The sequence below is a fragment of the Saccharothrix sp. HUAS TT1 genome (assembly GCF_040744945.1).
In the GTDB taxonomy this organism is placed as follows: Bacteria; Actinomycetota; Actinomycetes; order Mycobacteriales; family Pseudonocardiaceae; genus Actinosynnema.
On record NZ_CP160453.1, the window covers coordinates 2,275,037 to 2,291,584 of the forward strand.

The 16,548-nt window shown below is 73.7% G+C and carries 12 protein-coding genes; 8 read left to right on the forward strand and 4 right to left on the reverse strand.

What is annotated here, in order from left to right:
* Positions 1–61: 61 nt before the first annotated feature.
* A complete protein-coding gene (locus AB0F89_RS11165) occupies positions 62–394 on the forward strand; it encodes a hypothetical protein (protein ID WP_367135190.1) in 333 nt (110 codons plus the stop codon).
* Here the strand turns inward: AB0F89_RS11165 and AB0F89_RS11170 are convergent.
* Positions 381–2,000, reverse strand: a complete 1,620-nt coding sequence (locus tag AB0F89_RS11170) for a phospho-sugar mutase (RefSeq protein ID WP_367135192.1) — start codon at positions 1,998–2,000, stop codon at positions 381–383. The genes AB0F89_RS11165 and AB0F89_RS11170 overlap by 14 nt on opposite strands.
* Positions 1,997–2,809, reverse strand: coding sequence for a purine-nucleoside phosphorylase (locus AB0F89_RS11175; protein ID WP_367135194.1), 813 nt, complete (start codon positions 2,807–2,809; stop codon positions 1,997–1,999). The genes AB0F89_RS11170 and AB0F89_RS11175 overlap by 4 nt, the downstream gene beginning before the upstream one ends.
* On the opposite strand from AB0F89_RS11175, the gene AB0F89_RS11180 reads away from it, so the two are divergent.
* A complete protein-coding gene (locus tag AB0F89_RS11180; protein WP_367135196.1) occupies positions 2,799–4,958 on the forward strand; it encodes a tetratricopeptide repeat protein in 2,160 nt (719 codons plus the stop codon). The two genes, AB0F89_RS11175 and AB0F89_RS11180, sit on opposite strands and share 11 nt — an antisense overlap.
* On the opposite strand, the gene AB0F89_RS11185 is transcribed toward AB0F89_RS11180, so the two are convergent.
* The gene (locus tag AB0F89_RS11185) at positions 4,942–6,609 is read right to left on the reverse strand and encodes a protein kinase (RefSeq protein ID WP_367135198.1); all 1,668 of its coding nucleotides are present in this window, start codon (positions 6,607–6,609) and stop codon (positions 4,942–4,944) included. The two genes, AB0F89_RS11180 and AB0F89_RS11185, sit on opposite strands and share 17 nt — an antisense overlap.
* Before the next feature lie 102 nt (positions 6,610–6,711).
* Here AB0F89_RS11185 and AB0F89_RS11190 point away from each other — a divergent pair, with 102 nt between their 5' ends.
* The 6 genes from AB0F89_RS11190 to AB0F89_RS11215 all read left to right on the forward strand — a co-directional run bounded on the left by AB0F89_RS11190 (position 6,712) and on the right by AB0F89_RS11215 (position 14,689).
* Complete coding sequence (locus tag AB0F89_RS11190) at positions 6,712–8,484, forward strand: methylmalonyl-CoA mutase family protein (RefSeq protein ID WP_367138822.1); 1,773 nt, start codon at positions 6,712–6,714, stop codon at positions 8,482–8,484.
* Positions 8,481–10,673 carry a methylmalonyl-CoA mutase gene (gene scpA / locus AB0F89_RS11195; protein ID WP_367135200.1) on the forward strand — a complete coding sequence of 731 codons (2,193 nt, stop codon included), beginning with the start codon at positions 8,481–8,483 and terminating at the stop codon, positions 10,671–10,673. The genes AB0F89_RS11190 and scpA overlap by 4 nt, the downstream gene beginning before the upstream one ends.
* Complete coding sequence (gene meaB, locus AB0F89_RS11200; protein ID WP_367135202.1) at positions 10,666–11,664, forward strand: methylmalonyl Co-A mutase-associated GTPase MeaB; 999 nt, start codon at positions 10,666–10,668, stop codon at positions 11,662–11,664. Before scpA ends, meaB begins: the two co-directional genes overlap by 8 nt.
* Before the next feature lie 94 nt (positions 11,665–11,758).
* On the forward strand, positions 11,759–12,088 hold the full coding sequence (locus AB0F89_RS11205; protein ID WP_367135204.1) for a hypothetical protein: 330 nt from the start codon (positions 11,759–11,761) through the stop codon (positions 12,086–12,088).
* A 175-nt stretch (positions 12,089–12,263) separates the two neighbouring features.
* Entirely contained in the window at positions 12,264–13,430 is a 1,167-nt protein-coding gene (locus AB0F89_RS11210) for a M20 family metallopeptidase (protein ID WP_367135206.1), read from the forward strand.
* Positions 13,427–14,689 carry an amidohydrolase gene (locus tag AB0F89_RS11215; RefSeq protein ID WP_367135208.1) on the forward strand — a complete coding sequence of 421 codons (1,263 nt, stop codon included), beginning with the start codon at positions 13,427–13,429 and terminating at the stop codon, positions 14,687–14,689. Before AB0F89_RS11210 ends, AB0F89_RS11215 begins: the two co-directional genes overlap by 4 nt.
* Positions 14,690–14,735: 46 nt before the next feature.
* On the opposite strand, the gene AB0F89_RS11220 is transcribed toward AB0F89_RS11215, so the two are convergent.
* Positions 14,736–16,463: a glycerol-3-phosphate dehydrogenase/oxidase gene (locus tag AB0F89_RS11220; protein ID WP_367135210.1), complete on the reverse strand. Its 1,728-nt coding sequence runs from the start codon at positions 16,461–16,463 to the stop codon at positions 14,736–14,738.
* Positions 16,464–16,548 lie beyond the last annotated feature (85 nt).

The following is a 16,548-nucleotide window of genomic DNA, read 5'->3' on the forward strand; positions in this document are numbered from 1 at the left end:
GGGGAACGGAACCGATCGGGCCGTCGCGCGTCTTCAGTTGTGCAGTGACGGGGAGGGAGTCATGGAAACTCGCAGCATCGCCACGATGAAGCGGAACCGGCGGATCACCTGGGGCGCGGGGGTCGCGATCGGGGTCGGGCTGATCGGCCTGCCGCTGGTGTTCATCGCCCTGTGGCCGGGGGTCGACCACAGCCCGTGGGACGTCAACACGATGATCCTGGCGATCGGCGTCGCGCTCTGCACGACCAGCTACATCTCCGGCCGCATCTCGGTCGCCGCCGTCACGGAGAACCGGCCGCGCCGGGTGAGCCCGCCGACCAGGCGTCCCTACCTGGTGGTCGGCGGCTCACTCGTCGTCGCGGTGCTCTGCCTGCTGCTCGCTATGGCGTCGTGAGCAGGTCGGACACCTGATCCCGCAGTCCGGCCAACCGGGACCGGGCGCGGTCGCGGGCCGCCGGCAGGTCGTCGGCCACCGGCTCCACGACCTCCAGGTACGCCTTCAGCTTCGGCTCGGTCCCGGACGGCCGCACGACCACCCGCACGCCGTCGGCCGTGAGCCGGACCACGTCGGCCCGCGGCAACAGGTCCTCGAAGGCGAACCCCGCCGGCGGCTCGGCGCGCAGCCGGGCCATCAGCGCGCCGATCCGGCTCAGGTCGGTGAACCGCAGCGACACCTGGTCGGTCAGGTGCAGGCCGTGGTCGACGGCGAGCTGGTCCAGCGCGTCCAGCAGCGACCGCCCGGACGCCTTCAACCCGGCCGCCAGGTCGCACGCCACCACGGCCGCCGAGATGCCGTCCTTGTCGTTGACGTGCGCCGGGTCGACGCAGTTGCCCAGCGCCTCCTCGTAGGCGAACACCAACCCGTCGCCCGCGCGCACCAGCCACTTGAACCCGGTCAACGTCTCCGCGTACCGGGCGCCGTGCGCCGCCGCGATCGACTTCAGCAGCGACGACGACACGATCGTGGTGGCCACCAGCGGGTCCGCGCTGTCCGTGGTCGACAGCACCAGCGACCCCAGCAGCACGCCGGTCTCGTCGCCGCGCAGCATCCGCCACGACCCGTCCCGCTCCCGCACGCCCAGCGCGCACCGGTCCGCGTCGGGGTCGAGCGCGACGGCCAGGTCGGCCGACTCGGCCGCCGCCAGCTCCAGCAGCCGGTCCGCCGCGCCCGGCTCCTCCGGGTTGGGGAACGCCACGGTCGGGAAGTCCGCGTCCGGCACGGCCTGCTCCCGCACCACCCGCACGTCGGTGAACCCGGCCCGCCGCAACGCCTCCACCGCCGTCGCGCCGCCGACGCCGTGCATCGGCGTCAACACCACCCGCAGGTCGCGCGCCGCGCCGCGGGGCAGTTCCGCGACCCGGTCCAGGTACTCGTCCACCTCGGCGTCGGACACCGGCAGGTGGTCGTCCGACAGCGGCACCGACACGGCGGCGGGCACGCCCCGGATCGCCGCCTCGATCTCGCGGTCCTCGGGCGGCACGATCTGCCCGCCGCCCGCCAGGTACAGCTTGTAGCCGTTGTCCGCCGGCGGGTTGTGCGACGCGGTGATCTGCACGCCCGCCACCGCGTCGTGCCGCTTGACCAGGAACGCCAGCACCGGCGTCGGCAACGGCCCCGGCAGCACCCGCACGGTGAAGCCCGCGGCGGCCAGCACACCGGCCGCCGCCGCGGCGAAGTCCTCAGACCCGCGCCGCGCGTCCCGGCCGACGAACACCGTGCCGACGCGCCCGTTCGCCCGGAGCCACGCGGCGAGCCCGGCCGTGGTGCGGATGACCACGGCCCGGTTCATCCCGTTCGGCCCGGCCCGCACGGGACCGCGCAGCCCCGCCGTGCCGAACGCGAGCGGACCCGCCATCCGGTCGGCCAGCTCGTCGGCGGCCGCGGCGTCACCGCCCATCGCCCGCGCCAGCACGGTCTGCAGCTCCAGCCGCGCGTCGGGGTCGGGGTCGTCGGCGATCCAGCGGAACGCCGCGTCGCGCAGGGCCGGGGCCAGGCTCATGCGCGGGTCACCAGCTCGCGCAGCAGCGCGCCCATCCGGCCGGCCGCGGCCTGACCGGCCTCCAGCACCTCTTCGTGGTTGAGCGGTTCGCCGGTGATGCCCGCGGCCAGGTTCGTCACCAGCGACAGGCCGAACACCTCCACGCCCTCCGCGCGGGCCGCGATGGCCTCCAGCACGGTGGACATGCCGACCAGGTCCGCGCCCATCGCGCGCAGCATCCGGATCTCGGCGGGCGTCTCGAAGTGCGGCCCCGGCAGGCCCGCGTAGACGCCGTCCTCCAGCGACGGGTCGATCTCCCGCGCGAGGTCGCGCAGCCGCGTCGAGTACAGGTCGGTGAGGTCGACGAACCGCGCGCCGACCAGCGGCGACGACGCGGTCAGGTTCAGGTGGTCGCTGATCAGCACCGGCTGGCCGACCGACATGCCCTGCCGCAGGCCGCCCGCCGCGTTGGTCAGCACGACCGCGCCGACCCCGGCCGCCGCGGCCGTGCGGACGTTGTGCACGACCCGGGCCACGCCCTTGCCCTCGTACCCGTGCGTGCGACCGAGCATGACCAGCACGTTCTTGTCCCCGACGGCGACCGACCGCACCGTGCCGCCGTGCCCGACGGCGGTGGGCGCCGCGAACCCGGGCAGCTCGGCCATGGGCACCTCGGCGGCGGGTTCGCCGATCAGGTCGGCGGCCGGGCGCCAACCCGAGCCGAGGACCACGGCGATGTCGTGCCTGGCCACCCCGGTCCGCTCGGCCAACGCCTTCGCCGCGTCGGTGGCCAGGGCCTCTGGGGTGGTGTTCTCACTGATGGCGGTCACGGCCGCGACTCTAATAGCCGCCTCCGACCCCTGCCCGCAGTGCTGCGGTCAGGCCCGCACCGCCGTGCGGCACGCTTGGCGGGTGGAGCAGCGGGGCGTGGCATCCGACCGGTCGGCGATCCACCAGGCTGCCCGTGACCTGTACGTGAACACCTCGCCCGCCGCGAGCCCCGGCCTGGCCACGCTGGTCGTGCCGGAGGAGGTGGCGCACCCCGTCCGGGGTCGCGACGACCTCCTGACCGAGCTGTCGTCGGCCCTGGAACTCGGTGGCCAGGTCGTCGTCCTGCACGGCAACGGCGGGCACGGCAAGACAACGGTGGCAGTCCAGGTCGCGCGCCGGGCCGCAGTCGAGACCTGGTGGGTCGACGCGAGCAGTTCGACCAACGTCACCGAGGGGCTGCGCGAGGTGGCGCTGCGCGCCGGCGCCGACGAGCAGGCCGTCCAGAACGCCTGGTCGGGCGCCGGTTCCGCGCCCGAGGCCCTGTGGCGCGCCCTGGACGCCCGCGCGACGCCGTGGCTGCTGGTCCTGGACAACGCCGACGACCCCCGGGTCCTGGCGCCCGACGGCGTCCGCGTCGCCACCGGTCGGGGCTGGTTGCGCACGCCCCGGTCCACCGGCACCGTCCTGATCACCAGCCGCGACGGCCGCCGCGACGAGTGGGGCGACCGCACGTTCGTCCCGGTCGACGTGCTCGGCGCCGCCGACGCGGCCAGGGTGCTCCTGGACCTGGCGCCCGGCGCGGGCGGCGAAACCGATGCCCGCGACCTGGCCGAACGCCTGGGCGGCCTGCCGCTGGGCCTGCGGTTGGCCGGCCAGTACCTGGGAGCCACCAGCCAGGCCGTCCGCCTGCCGGGCCTCGTCCAACCCCGCACCTTCGCCGAGTACGGCCGAGCGCTGGCGAACGGCGCCGAGCTGCGTGGGCACGAGGTGTTGGCGGGCACGTGGGAGCTGTCGCTGGACCTGCTGGCCAGGCGCGGCCAACCACTGGCCCGCCCGCTGCTCCGACTGCTGTCCTCCTTCGCCCCCGCGCCCATCCCGACCGAGCTGCTGGACGCCACCGTGCTCGCGACCTCGGAGACCTTCGTCGGCATCACCCCGTTCCAGCTCGCCGACCTGGTGGAGGGCCTGCGCGCCCTCGGCCTGGTCGACCACCGGGCGAACGCGCTGGTGCTGCACCCCCTGGTGCGCGACGCCAACCTCCGACCGGGCCCCGGCTACGACGACGTGCGGGTGGCCGTGCTCGACCGGCTGGTCAAGCGCCTCGACTCGAACGACCCGGCCACCTGGGCGCTGTGGCACGCGCTCCTGCCGCACTGCGTCCAGCTCCCGGACGAGGCGATCGACGTCCACGTCACGACAGCGACGTTCTGCTTGCGCGTGGACCTCCACCACGAAGCCGAGCGGCTGTACCGACGCGTGCTGTCGGTGGTCACCGCGAGGTCCGGTGAAGACGACCGGGAGGCCTTGTTGTTGAGGCACACCCTGGCCACCCTGGCGGATTGGCGGGGCGACCGCGCGACTGCGGAAGCCGAGCTGCGCTCGGTGCTCGACGCGCAACGGCGCGCGCTGGGTCCTGATCACCCGGACACGGTGAGCACCGGGAACGAGCTGGCCCGGGTGACCGGGAGGCACGACGCCGCGAGGGTGGCCGAACTGCGCGAGCTGCTGGCGGCGCAGACCGACACCCTCGGCCCCGGCGACCGGCAGACGGTGGCCACCCGGGACGACCTGGCCCGGGAACTGGTCGCACAGAACCGATTAACCGAGGCGCTGGTCGAGTACCGCGAGTTGTTCGCGACCCGGTCGGCGACCCTGGGCGCCGACCACCCCGACGTCATGCGCTTGCGGCAGAACATCGCGACCCTGCTCCAGATCGAGGGTGACTTCGACGGCGCCGACGCGGAGTACCGCGCGCTGCTGCCGGTGCGCTCACGGGTGCTCGGGCCCGAGCACTCGGAAACGCTGGGCACGAGGACGTCGGCGGCGATGAACTCGGCCCGCCGAGGCCACCTGGAGAGCGCCGAGGCCGAACTCCGCGACGTCGTCTCCACCTGCGAAAGGGCACTGGGCGCCGAACACCCGCAGACCCTGCTCTCCAGGCAGGGGTTGGACCGGGTGCTCGAAGCGCGCGCTAGTCGCGCACCCTGAACGTCGGCGCGATCGTGTCGAACAGCTGGTTGCGCCCCGTCTCCTCCTGCTCCGTCGGCACGACGACCTCGACCACCCACAGGTCGTCGCCGCGCGGCAGGACGCGGGAGTAGCGGCTGCGGCGCAGGTCGGGGCCCGGCAGGGCGTTGCCGCGCAGCGCGGTGGCCCGCTCGACGGTCCGGTAGCTGAACTGGACGCCCGGTTCCGGCCCGCCGGGCGGCAGGACGTCGGTCGGTTGCAGGGCCTCGCCGAAGTACTGGTCGGCCGCCCACCGCGACCGCACCAGCTGGAGGTAGTCCTTGATCGTGTTCCGCTCGTAGTAGTCCGGGAACCGCTGCACCGCCACCTCGTACAGCCCGTTCGGCGCGACGAGGTGCACGACCGTGCTCGCGCCGAGCCCGTTGTTGGCCCGCTGCTCCAGGAAGCTCGTCCAGTCCGGCCCGACCTCGATGGTGAACTCGGCGCCCTGCTCGCCGTTCGCGGTGGCCGCGGCGGCGGTGGTCGGCAGCAGCGACGGCGTCTCGGTGATCGGCGGCAGCGACGGGGCCTCCTGCGGGGGCGGCGGCAGCAGGGACGCGCCCGCGACCGCCCTGGTCAGCGCGAAGCCGGCCGCGCTGCCGACCGCGAACAGCAGCACCGCCGCCAACGCCAGCGCCGCGGTCGGCCCCGGCCGGCGCCTGGCCGGCGCGCGGGTCGTCGCGGTCACCGCGAACGGCAGGGGACCGGGGTCGGCGGCCAGCGGCGCGTCCGGCGGGATCGGGGCCTTGGCCAGCGGTGGCCGCACGATCGCCACCACCGGTCGGGTGTCGCCCGACGAGGGGAACACGTCGGTGCCCGGCTCGGGCAGCAGCGGCCGGACCAGCCGCCGCACGTCGGCCAGCGCGATCCGCCCCTCCGGCTCCTTCACCATCAGCCCGGCGACGACCTCCTCCAGCGCGCCGCACGCCGAGGCCGACGGCACGTCGCCGTGCACCACCTGGTTGATGGTCTGCAGCACGTTCGCGCCCTCGTACGGCTGCTGCCCGGTCATCGCCGCGAACAGCGTCGCGCCGAGCGACCACTGGTCCGCCGCGAACGACACCGCGCCGCCCGCCGCCACCTCCGGCGCGATGAACGCGGGCGTGCCCAGCGTGATCCCGCGACTGGTCAGGGTGGCCTCGGCGACGTTGCGGGCGATGCCGAAGTCGGTCAGCTTCACCCGGCCGTCGTCGGCGACCAGCACGTTGCCCGGCTTCACGTCCCGGTGCGTGATCCCGGCCCGGTGCGCGGCCTCCAGCGCGGCGGCCACGGCGTCGGCCACCACCGCGCCCTGCACGTCGGTCAGCGGCCCGCGCTGCCGCACCACCTCCGCCAGCGACGACGACGGCACGAGCTCCATCACCACGTAGGGGTCGCCGTCCTGCTGCACGACGTCGTAGAGCGTCACGAGGTTCGGGTGGGCGAGCGCCGCCGCCGAACGCGCCTCGCGGAGGGTGCGTTCCCGAAGCACCTCGTCCTCGTCGTCCGGGGCGCCCGCCGGGCGCAGGACCTCCTTCACCGCGACGTCCCGGCGCAGGACTTCGTCGTGCGCGGCCCAGACGGTGCCCATCGAGCCGCGCCCCAGGACGTGCCGCAGGCGGTAGCGGCCGCCGATCAGGCGCTCGGTTTCCACTGCGCCATCATTCCCCAGCGTGGAAGACTGTCCTCTGCATCGTTCACGGCGGTGAACCTCACATAGCCGCCGCACTACTGCTGAGTAACACTGCGGAGCATGATGGAGCCGTCAGGCGAGTTGGCGCTGGCCGCCGAGTTCCCCACCCCTGACCGCGAGCAGTGGCTGGACCTGGTCCAGGCCGTGCTGCGCAAGTCGGGCGCGGAGTTCGGGTCCCTGATCACCACCACCTACGACGGCATCGAGGTCCAGCCGCTCTACACCGCGGCCGACCGGGCGCCCGACGCCGGTTTCCCCGGTCTGGCCCCGTTCACCCGCGGCGGTCGCCCGCAGGGCGCGGCGGAGGGCTGGGACGTCCGCCAGCAGCACCGGGTCGCCGACCGCGAGGCGGTCGCGGCCGACCTGGAGAACGGCGTCACCTCGCTGTGGCTCAAGGGGCTCGACCCGGCCACCTACGACGACGTGCTGGCCGACGTCTACCTGGACCTGGCCCCCGTCGTCGTCGACGCGGGCGCGGACTTCCTCGAAGCGGGCCGCGCGATGCTGCGCGTGTGGGACCAGCGGCCGGTGCTGCCGAGCCAGGTGCGCGGCAACGTCGGCGCGGACCCGCTGGGCGTGCGGGCCCGCACCGGGCAGCCCGCCGACCTCGGGGCGTTGACCGACCTGCTGGCCAAGACCCTGGAGTTCCCCGAGCTGCGCCTGGTCGTGGTGGACGGCCTGCCGTTCCACGAGGCGGGCGGCTCCGACGCGCAGGAGCTGGGCGCGTCGCTCGCGGCCGGCGTCGCCTACCTGCGGCACCTCACCGACGCCGGGCTGGACGTCGAGCGGGCCGCGCGGCTGCTGGAGTTCCGGTTCGCCGCGACCGCCGACCAGTTCCTGACCATCGCGAAGTTCCGGGCCGCCCGGCGGCTCTGGGCGCGGGTGACCGAGGTCGTCGGCGCGCCGACCCCGCAGGCGCAGCACGCCGTCACGTCGCCCGCGATGATGACCCGCCGCGACCCGTGGGTGAACATGCTGCGCACCACCGTGGCGTCGTTCGGCGCGGGCCTCGGCGGCGCGGACGCGGTGACCGTGCTGCCGTTCGACGCGGCGATCGGCCTCTCCGACGACTTCTCCCGGCGCATCGCCCGCAACACCCAGTCGCTGCTGCTGGAGGAGTCGAAGCTGGCCGGGGTGATCGACCCGGCGGGCGGCTCCTGGTACGTGGAACGGCTCACCGACGACCTCGCCCGCGCCGCGTGGGCCTGGTTCCGCGAGATCGAGGCGGCGGGCGGGCTGCCGGCGGCGTCCGACCTGGTCGCCGACCGGATCGCGGCCACCTGGGAGCGGCGGCGGGGCAACCTGGCCGACCGGTCCGACGCGATCACCGGCGTCAGCGAGTTCCCGAACCTCGGCGAGCAGCCGGTGGTCCGGCAGCCGCACCCCGAGGAGCCCGGCGGCGGCCTGCCGCGGGTCCGCTACGCGCAGGACTTCGAGGCGCTGCGGGACGCGGCCGACGCCGCCGCCGAACGCCCCAAGGTCTTCCTGGCCACCCTCGGCCCGGTCGCCGCGCACACCGCGCGCGCCACGTTCGCGGCGAACCTGTTCCAGGCGGGCGGCATCGAGACGCCGAGCGCCGGCGCCACCGAGGGCGTGGACGACGTGGTCGCGCGGTTCCGCGAGAGCGGCGCGCGGATCGCGTGCCTGTGCGGCAGCGAGACGAGCTACGCCGAACTCGCCGCGCCCGTCGCGGAAGCGCTCCGCGCGGCCGGCGCCGAGCGGGTCCTGCTGGCGGGCAGGAAGTCCGAGGCGACCGTCGACGAGTACGTGTTCACCGGCTGCCCGGCGCTCCAGGTGCTGGAGCACGCGTTCGAAACCCTGGGAGTCGAGCGATGATCCCGAACTTCGCCGAGGTCGAGCTGGGCGAGCCCACCGCGACCTCCGCCGCGCAGTGGCAGGCGGCGCTCCAAGAGGCGACCGGCAAGGGCGCGGACGCGCTGACGTGGGAGACGCCCGAGGGCATCGGCGTCAAACCGCTCTACACCGCCGCCGACACCGACGGCCTGGACTTCCTGGCCACCTACCCGGGCATCGCGCCGTTCCTGCGCGGCCCGTACCCGACCATGTACGTCAACCAGCCGTGGACCATCCGGCAGTACGCCGGGTTCTCCACCGCCGAGGAGTCCAACGCCTTCTACCGGCGCAACCTGGCGGCCGGCCAGAAGGGCCTCTCGGTCGCGTTCGACCTGGCCACCCACCGCGGCTACGACTCCGACCACCCCCGGGTCGCCGGCGACGTCGGCATGGCGGGCGTGGCCATCGACTCGATCTACGACATGCGGCAGCTGTTCGACGGCATCCCGCTGGACCGGATGAGCGTGTCGATGACCATGAACGGCGCGGTGCTGCCGGTCCTGGCGCTGTACGTGGTGGCGGCCGAGGAGCAGGGGGTGTCGCCCGAGCAGCTGGCGGGGACCATCCAGAACGACATCCTCAAGGAGTTCATGGTCCGCAACACCTACATCTACCCGCCGCAGCCGTCGATGCGGATCATCTCCGACATCTTCGCGTTCACGTCGCAGCGGATGCCGAAGTTCAACTCCATCTCCATCTCCGGCTACCACATGCAGGAGGCGGGCGCGACGGCCGACCTGGAGCTGGCGTACACGCTCGCGGACGGCGTCGAGTACCTGCGCGCGGGCCGTGACGCCGGGTTGGACATCGACGCGTTCGCGCCGCGGCTGTCGTTCTTCTGGGCGGTCGGGATGAACTTCTTCATGGAGGTCGCCAAGCTGCGCGCCGCCCGGCTGCTGTGGGCGAAGCTGGTCAAGGGCTTCGACGCGAAGTCGCCGAAGTCGCTGTCGCTGCGCACGCACTGCCAGACGTCGGGCTGGTCGCTCACCGCGCAGGACGTGTTCAACAACGTCGCGCGCACGTGCGTCGAGGCGATGGCCGCCACCCAGGGTCACACGCAGTCGTTGCACACCAACGCGCTGGACGAGGCGCTGGCGCTGCCCACCGACTTCTCCGCGCGCATCGCCCGCAACACCCAGCTGCTGCTCCAGCAGGAGTCCGGCACCAACCGGGTGATCGACCCGTGGGGCGGCAGCGCGTTCGTGGAACGCCTCACCCACGACCTGGCGAACCGCGCGTGGTCGCACATCACCGAGGTCGAGGCCGCGGGCGGGATGGCGCGGGCCATCGACGCGGGCATCCCGAAGCTGCGCATCGAGGAGGCCGCCGCGCGCACCCAGGCGCGGATCGACTCCGGTCGGCAGCCGGTGATCGGCGTGAACAAGTACCAGGTCGAGTTCGACGAGAAGATCGACGTGCTCAAGGTCGACAACGCGGGCGTGCGCGCGCAGCAGCTGGCCAAGCTGGCCCGGTTGCGCGAGGAGCGCGACCAGTCCGCTGTGGACGGTGCGCTGGCCGCGCTGACCACCGCGGCGGGCGGCGGCGGCAACCTGCTGGAGCTGGCCATCGAGGCCGCCCGCGCCAAGGCGACGGTCGGCGAGATCTCCGAGGCCCTGGGCAAGGTGTGGGGCCGCCACTCCGCGCAGATCCGCACCATCACCGGCGTGTACCGGGAGGAGGCCGGAGCGGTGTCCAACGTGTCGGCGACCCGCGAGGTGGTGGAGGCGTTCGCCGAGGCCGAGGGCCGCCGCCCGCGCATCCTGGTCGCCAAGATGGGCCAGGACGGGCACGACCGCGGCCAGAAGGTGATCGCCACCGCGTTCGCCGACCTCGGCTTCGACGTGGACGTCGGCCCGCTGTTCCAGACCCCCGACGAGGTCGCCCGCCAGGCCGTCGAGGCCGACGTGCACGTCGTCGGCGTGTCGTCGCTGGCCGCGGGCCACCTCACGCTGGTGCCCGCGCTGCGCTCGGCGTTGGCGGAGCTGGGCCGCGAGGACATCATGGTCGTGGTCGGCGGCGTGATCCCGCCGCAGGACTTCGACGCGCTGCGCGAGGCGGGCGCGACGGCGATCTTCCCGCCCGGCACCGTCATCGCCGACGCGGCGGGCGACCTGCTGCGCCGGCTCGCCGAGCAGCTGGGCCACGACGACCTGCCGGGGCGGGATGGCTAGGCAGGTCGACGTCGGCGAGTACGCCAAGGGCGTGCTCGCGGGCGACCGGAGCAGGTTGGCGCGGGCCATCACGCTGGTCGAGTCGACCCGGCCGGACCACCGCGCGTCGGCGCAGGAGCTGCTGGTCGAGCTGCTGCCGCACGCGGGCGGCGCGCACCGGGTCGGCATCACCGGCGTGCCCGGCGTGGGCAAGTCGACGTTCATCGACGCGTTCGGCTCGATGCTGACCTCCCAGGGCCACCGGGTGGCGGTGCTGGCGGTCGACCCGTCGTCCACCCGCACCGGCGGTTCGATCCTGGGCGACAAGACCCGGATGGCCCGGCTCGCGGTCGACCCGGCCGCGTTCATCCGGCCGTCGCCGACGTCCGGCACGCTCGGCGGCGTGGCCAGGGCCACCCGCGAGTCGATCGTGCTGGTCGAGGCGGCCGGCTACGACGTGGTGCTGGTCGAGACGGTCGGCGTCGGGCAGTCCGAGGTCGCGGTGGCGAACATGACCGACTGCTCGCTGTTCCTCACCCTCGCCCGGACGGGCGACCAGCTCCAGGGCATCAAGAAGGGCGTGCTGGAGCTGGCCGACGTCATCGCGGTGAACAAGGCCGACGGGCCGCACGAGGTGGACGCCCGCAAGGCCGCCCGCGAGCTGGCCGGGGCGTTGCGGCTGCTGCGCCCGGCGGACGCCACCTGGCACCCGCCGGTGCTGACGTGCAGCGGCCTGGACGGCTCGGGGCTCGACGTCGTGTGGCAGCAGGTCGTCCGGCACCGCGAGGCGCTGGAGGCCGTCGGCGAGCTGGCCGAGCGGCGTCGGCGCCAGCAGGTCGACTGGACCTGGGCCATGGTCAACGACCAGCTGTTGACGAGCCTGCGCTCGGCGCCGGCGGTGCGCTCGCTCGTGCCCGAGGTGGAACGCCGGGTGCGCGAGGGCGAGCTGACCGCCACCCTCGCCGCGGAACGGATTCTGGCGGCGTTCCGCGAAAGTGCGGAAGACGCCTGACCGTGGGCGTTCGTTCACTTGCTGTGAACGAATACCGGTTTGGATGACCACTGACAGTGGTAACCACGAAAGGTGGTAGCTAGGCTTGGCAACCATGTGGCGATCTGTGTTCGCGGTGTTCCTGTTCGTGCTCGCCGGTCTTCTCACCGCGTCGGGCACAGGGATCGCCGTGACGTCGTCGCCGTCGCACTTCGCGGTCCAACCGACGGAGACCCTGGCGCCCGGTGGCACCATCGAGCCGGGCGGCACCGTCGCCCCCGGTCCGCAGATCGACGCACCGCAGCAGGAGCCCGCGACCGCGACCAGCGCCGAAACCCGCAAGAAGTTGTGGATCGGCGGTATCGCGGTGCTGTTGTTCGCCCTCGTTTACTGGCGGAACAAGAAGCGGTGGTCCAAGTGGCGGGCGGGTCGCAAGTCCGGCTGATTCCCACCTGGTGGGAGCCTTAAGGTGATATTCGGTCGCCTTTTAGCACGGCCTGCGCACACTTGATCGGTCTGACCGAAACTCGGACGCCGCTCGGCGCACCCCCGCGACCGGTTGCCGGTTGATCAACCGGGGTGCGTCGCCCCCGCCGGGCTGTGATGCAGGATGGACGCAAATGAGTACCGACTTCAAGATGAGCACGCGCTCGGCCGTCGAGCGGTACTCGACTGCGCTGGTGGACCTATCGCGCAGCATCCACGCCGAACCCGAGCAGGCGTTCGCCGAGCACCGCAGCGCGGCCAAGGTCGCCGACCTGCTGGCCGCCGAGGGCTTCGAGGTCGAGCGCGGGGTGGCGGACCTGGAGACGGCGTTCACCGCCTCGTTCGGCTCCGGCGACCTGGTGCTCGGGCTGTGCGCGGAGTACGACGCGCTGCCCGAGGTCGGCCACGCGTGCGGGCACAACGTGATCGCCGCCGCGTCCACCGGCGCGGCCCTGGCGCTGCGCGACCTCGCCGACGAGCTGGGCCTCACCGTCCGGGTGATCGGCACGCCGGCCGAGGAGGTCGGCGGCGGCAAGGTGCTGATGCTCGAACGCGGGGTGTTCGACGACGTGTCGCTCTCGATGATGGTGCACCCGGCGCCCTACGAGGCCGTCGCCGCGCGTTCCCTGGCCATCACCGACGTCGAGGTCCACTACACCGGCAAGCCGTCGCACGCCGCCGCCGCGCCCCACCTGGGCGTGAACGCCGCCGACGCCATCACCGTCGCCCAGGTCGCCATCGGGCTCGCCCGCCAGCACCTGGAGCCCGGCCAGATGGTCAGCGGCATCGTCACCCGCGGCGGCACCGTGCCGAACGTCGTGCCGGCGCACACGTCGGCCATGTTCGACCTGCGCGCCGAGGACCTGGAATCGCTCGCCCGGCTGGAGGAGCGGATGAACCGCTGCTTCGAGGCGGGCGCGCTGGCCACCGGCTGCACCCACGAGGTCGTCAAGGTCTCGCCGGTCTACGCCGAGCTGACCCCGGACCCCTGGCTGGCGGACGCCTACCGGCGTGCCGCGGTCGAGCTGGGCAGGCGCCCGTTGAGCCCCGAGGCGGAGCTCAGGGAGAAGATCGGCAGCACCGACATGGGCAACGTCACCCGCGCGCTGCCCGCCATCCACCCGACCATCGCCATCGACTGCGGAGACGCGGTGAACCACCAAATCGAGTTCGCGACCGCCTGTGCGTCGGCCTCCGCCGACCGAGCTGTGCTCGACGGGGCGCTCGCCCTCGCCTGGACCACTATTTCCGCTGCCACGGACGGTGCGCAGCGTTCTCGACTGTTGGCGGGTGCGGCATGACGGTCCTGGACTCGCGTCTGCCGGAGGAGGGTGCCGAGGTGCTGTTGACCGATCGCGGGGTCAGCATTGCCCCTGTGGATGATCCCGGTGAGGGTCGCGGACCCTCGTGGCTGGACGACTGGCTGGCGGCGAACGCCTCCGAGGTCGTCGCCTGGCGCAGGCACATCCACGCGCACCCGGAGTTGTCCCGCCACGAGTACGCGACCACCGAGCTGATCGCCGACGTGCTGCGCTCGGCCGGCCTCAAGCCGCGGGTGCTGCCCGGCGGCACCGGCCTGGTCTGCGACGTCGGCTCCGGGCCGCGGTGCGTGGCGCTGCGCGCCGACATCGACGCCCTGCCGCTGCCGGAGAGCACGGGCGCGCCCTACTCGTCCACAGTGGACGGCGTGGCGCACGCGTGCGGGCACGACGCGCACACCACCGTGCTGCTGGGCGCGGCGCTGGCGCTGGCGTCGGCGACCGAGCTGCCCGGCCGGGTGCGGCTGGTGTTCCAGCCGGCCGAGGAGGTCATGCCGGGCGGCGCGCTGGACGTGCTGGCGGCGGGCGGCCTCGACGGGGTGGAGCGCATCTTCGGCCTGCACTGCGACCCGAGGCTGGAGGTCGGCCGGATCGGCACCCGGATCGGCGCGATCACCTCGGCCAGCGACATGCTGGAGCTGCGCCTGACCTCGCCGGGCGGCCACACCTCCCGACCGCACCTGACCGCGGACCTGGTGCACGCGCTGGGCACCGTGATCACCGGCCTGCCGGGCCTCCTGTCGCGCCGCGTGGACCCCCGTTCGGGCACGGTGCTCGTGTGGGGCGCGGTGCACGCGGGCGAGGCCCCCAACGCCGTGCCGCAGGACGGCGTGCTGCGCGGCACGCTGCGCACCGGCGACCGGGACATCTGGGCCGAGCTGGAGCCGTTGATCAAGGAGCTGGTCGGCGCCCTGCTGGCGCCGACGGGCGTCGGCTTCGACCTGCACCACCGCCGCGGCGTCCCGCCGGTCGTGAACGACCGGGAGAGCACGGTGCTGCTGCGCGCGGGCGTCGAGGCGGCGCTGGGCGAGGACGCGCTGGCGGGCACCGAGCAGTCGTCCGGCGGCGAGGACTTCGGCTGGTACCTGGAGCACGTGCCGGGCTCGTTCGCCCGCCTGGGCGTCTGGGACGGCGTCGGCAAGCAGAAGGACCTCCACCAGCCCGGCTTCGACCTGGACGAGCGCGCCCTGCTGGTCGGCATCCGGGTCATGGTCCACACCGCCCTGGCCGCCCTGGCCTGACCCCACCCGCGGTGCCCGACCCGCTCGGGCACCGCGAACGGGTGGTTCAGCTCACCGGTTCGGTGATCTCCGGACGGGCCTCCGGCGCGGACGCGCGGACGGCGTCGGCGGCCTGGTCGTCCGGTTCCGCCTGGGACGCCCGCTCCGCTTCCACCCGCGCCGTGTAGACCGACACCTCGTGCGCCACCCGCGCCTCGTCCCACCCGTGCACCCCGGCGATCAGCCGCGCCACCGGCAGGGCGCACTCCACGCCCCGGTGCGGGTACTCGATCGAGATCCGGGTCCGCCGGGTCAGCACGTCCTCCAGGTGCAGCGCGCCCTCGTGCGAGGCCGCGTAGACCACCTCCACCTGCAGGTAGTCCGGCGCGCCCGGGACCGGCCGCAGCAACTCCGGTTCCGCCGACTCCAGCACCTCGTGCACCAGCGACCCGTACCGGTCCAGCAGGTGCCGCACCCGGTAGGGGTGCAGCCCGTACCGCGCGGCCAGCTGGTCGGCCTGGTTGACCAGCGCGTGGTAGCCGTCCGCCCCGACCAGCGGCACCTTGTCGGTGATCGACGGCTGCAACCGGCCAGGCAGGTCGACCGACGCCGCGTCCACCGCGTCCGCGCCCATCACCCGGTACGTCGTGTACTTGCCCCCGGCGATCGCCACCAGACCGGGCGCCACCCGCGCCACCGCGTGCTCCCGCGACAGCTTCGACGTCGACTCGCTCTCCCCGGCCAGCAGCGGCCGCAGCCCGGCGTACACGCCCTCGATGTCGTCGTGCGTCAACGGCGTCGCCAGCACCGCGTTCACGTGCTCCAGGACGTAGTCGATGTCCGCCCGCGTCGCCGCCGGGTGCGCCAGGTCCAGGTTCCAGTCGGTGTCGGTCGTTCCCACGATCCAGTGATTCCGCCACGGGATCACGAACAGCACCGACTTCTCGGTGCGCAGGATCAACCCGGACTCGGACACGATCCGGTCCCGCGGCACGACGATGTGCACGCCCTTCGACGCCCGCACCCGGAACCGCCCGCGGCTGCCGGACAACCGCTGCAGCTCGTCGGTCCACACCCCGGTCGCGTTGATCACCGCGTGCGCCCGCACGGACGTCTCGCGCCCGTCCTCCACGTCCCGCACCCGCACGCCGGACACCCGGTCCGCCTCCCGCAGGAACCCCACGACCTGCGTGGACGTCCGCACGACGGCGCCGTAGTGGGCCGCGGTCCGCCCGACCATCATGGTGTGCCGGGCGTCGTCGGCCTGCGCGTCGTAGTACCGGATGCCGCCGACCAGCGCGGACGGCTTCAGCGCGGGCGCCAGCCGCAGCGCGCCCGCCCTGGTCAGGTGCTTCTGGCCGGGCACGGACCGCGCGCCGCCCATCGTGTCGTACATGAGCAGCCCGGCCGCGGTGTACGGCCGCTCCCAGCCGCGGTGCGTCAGCGGGTACAGGAACGGCACCGGCTTGACCAGGTGCGGCGCGATGCGGGTCAGCATGAGTTCGCGTTCCCGCAGCGCCTCGCGGACCAGACCGAACTCCAGCTGCTCCAGGTACCGCAGCCCGCCGTGGAACAGCTTGGACGACCGGCTGGACGTGCCCGAGGCCAGGTCGCGGGCCTCGACCAGGGCCACCCGCAGGCCGCGCGTCGCGGCGTCCAGCGCGGTGCCGACGCCGACCACGCCACCACCGATGATCACCAGGTCGAACGTCTCCGCGCCGAGGCGGTCCCAGGCTTCCGCGCGTTCCAGCGGTCCGAGCCGGCCTGCGGTGGCGGGGTGCTTGCGGTGTGCCACGAACGCCTCCCTGATGCTCGGCTGGACAGGTCCGACCAGGCTGACTCGACCACGTTACCCGCTGGTACGCCACCCGTGGACAACT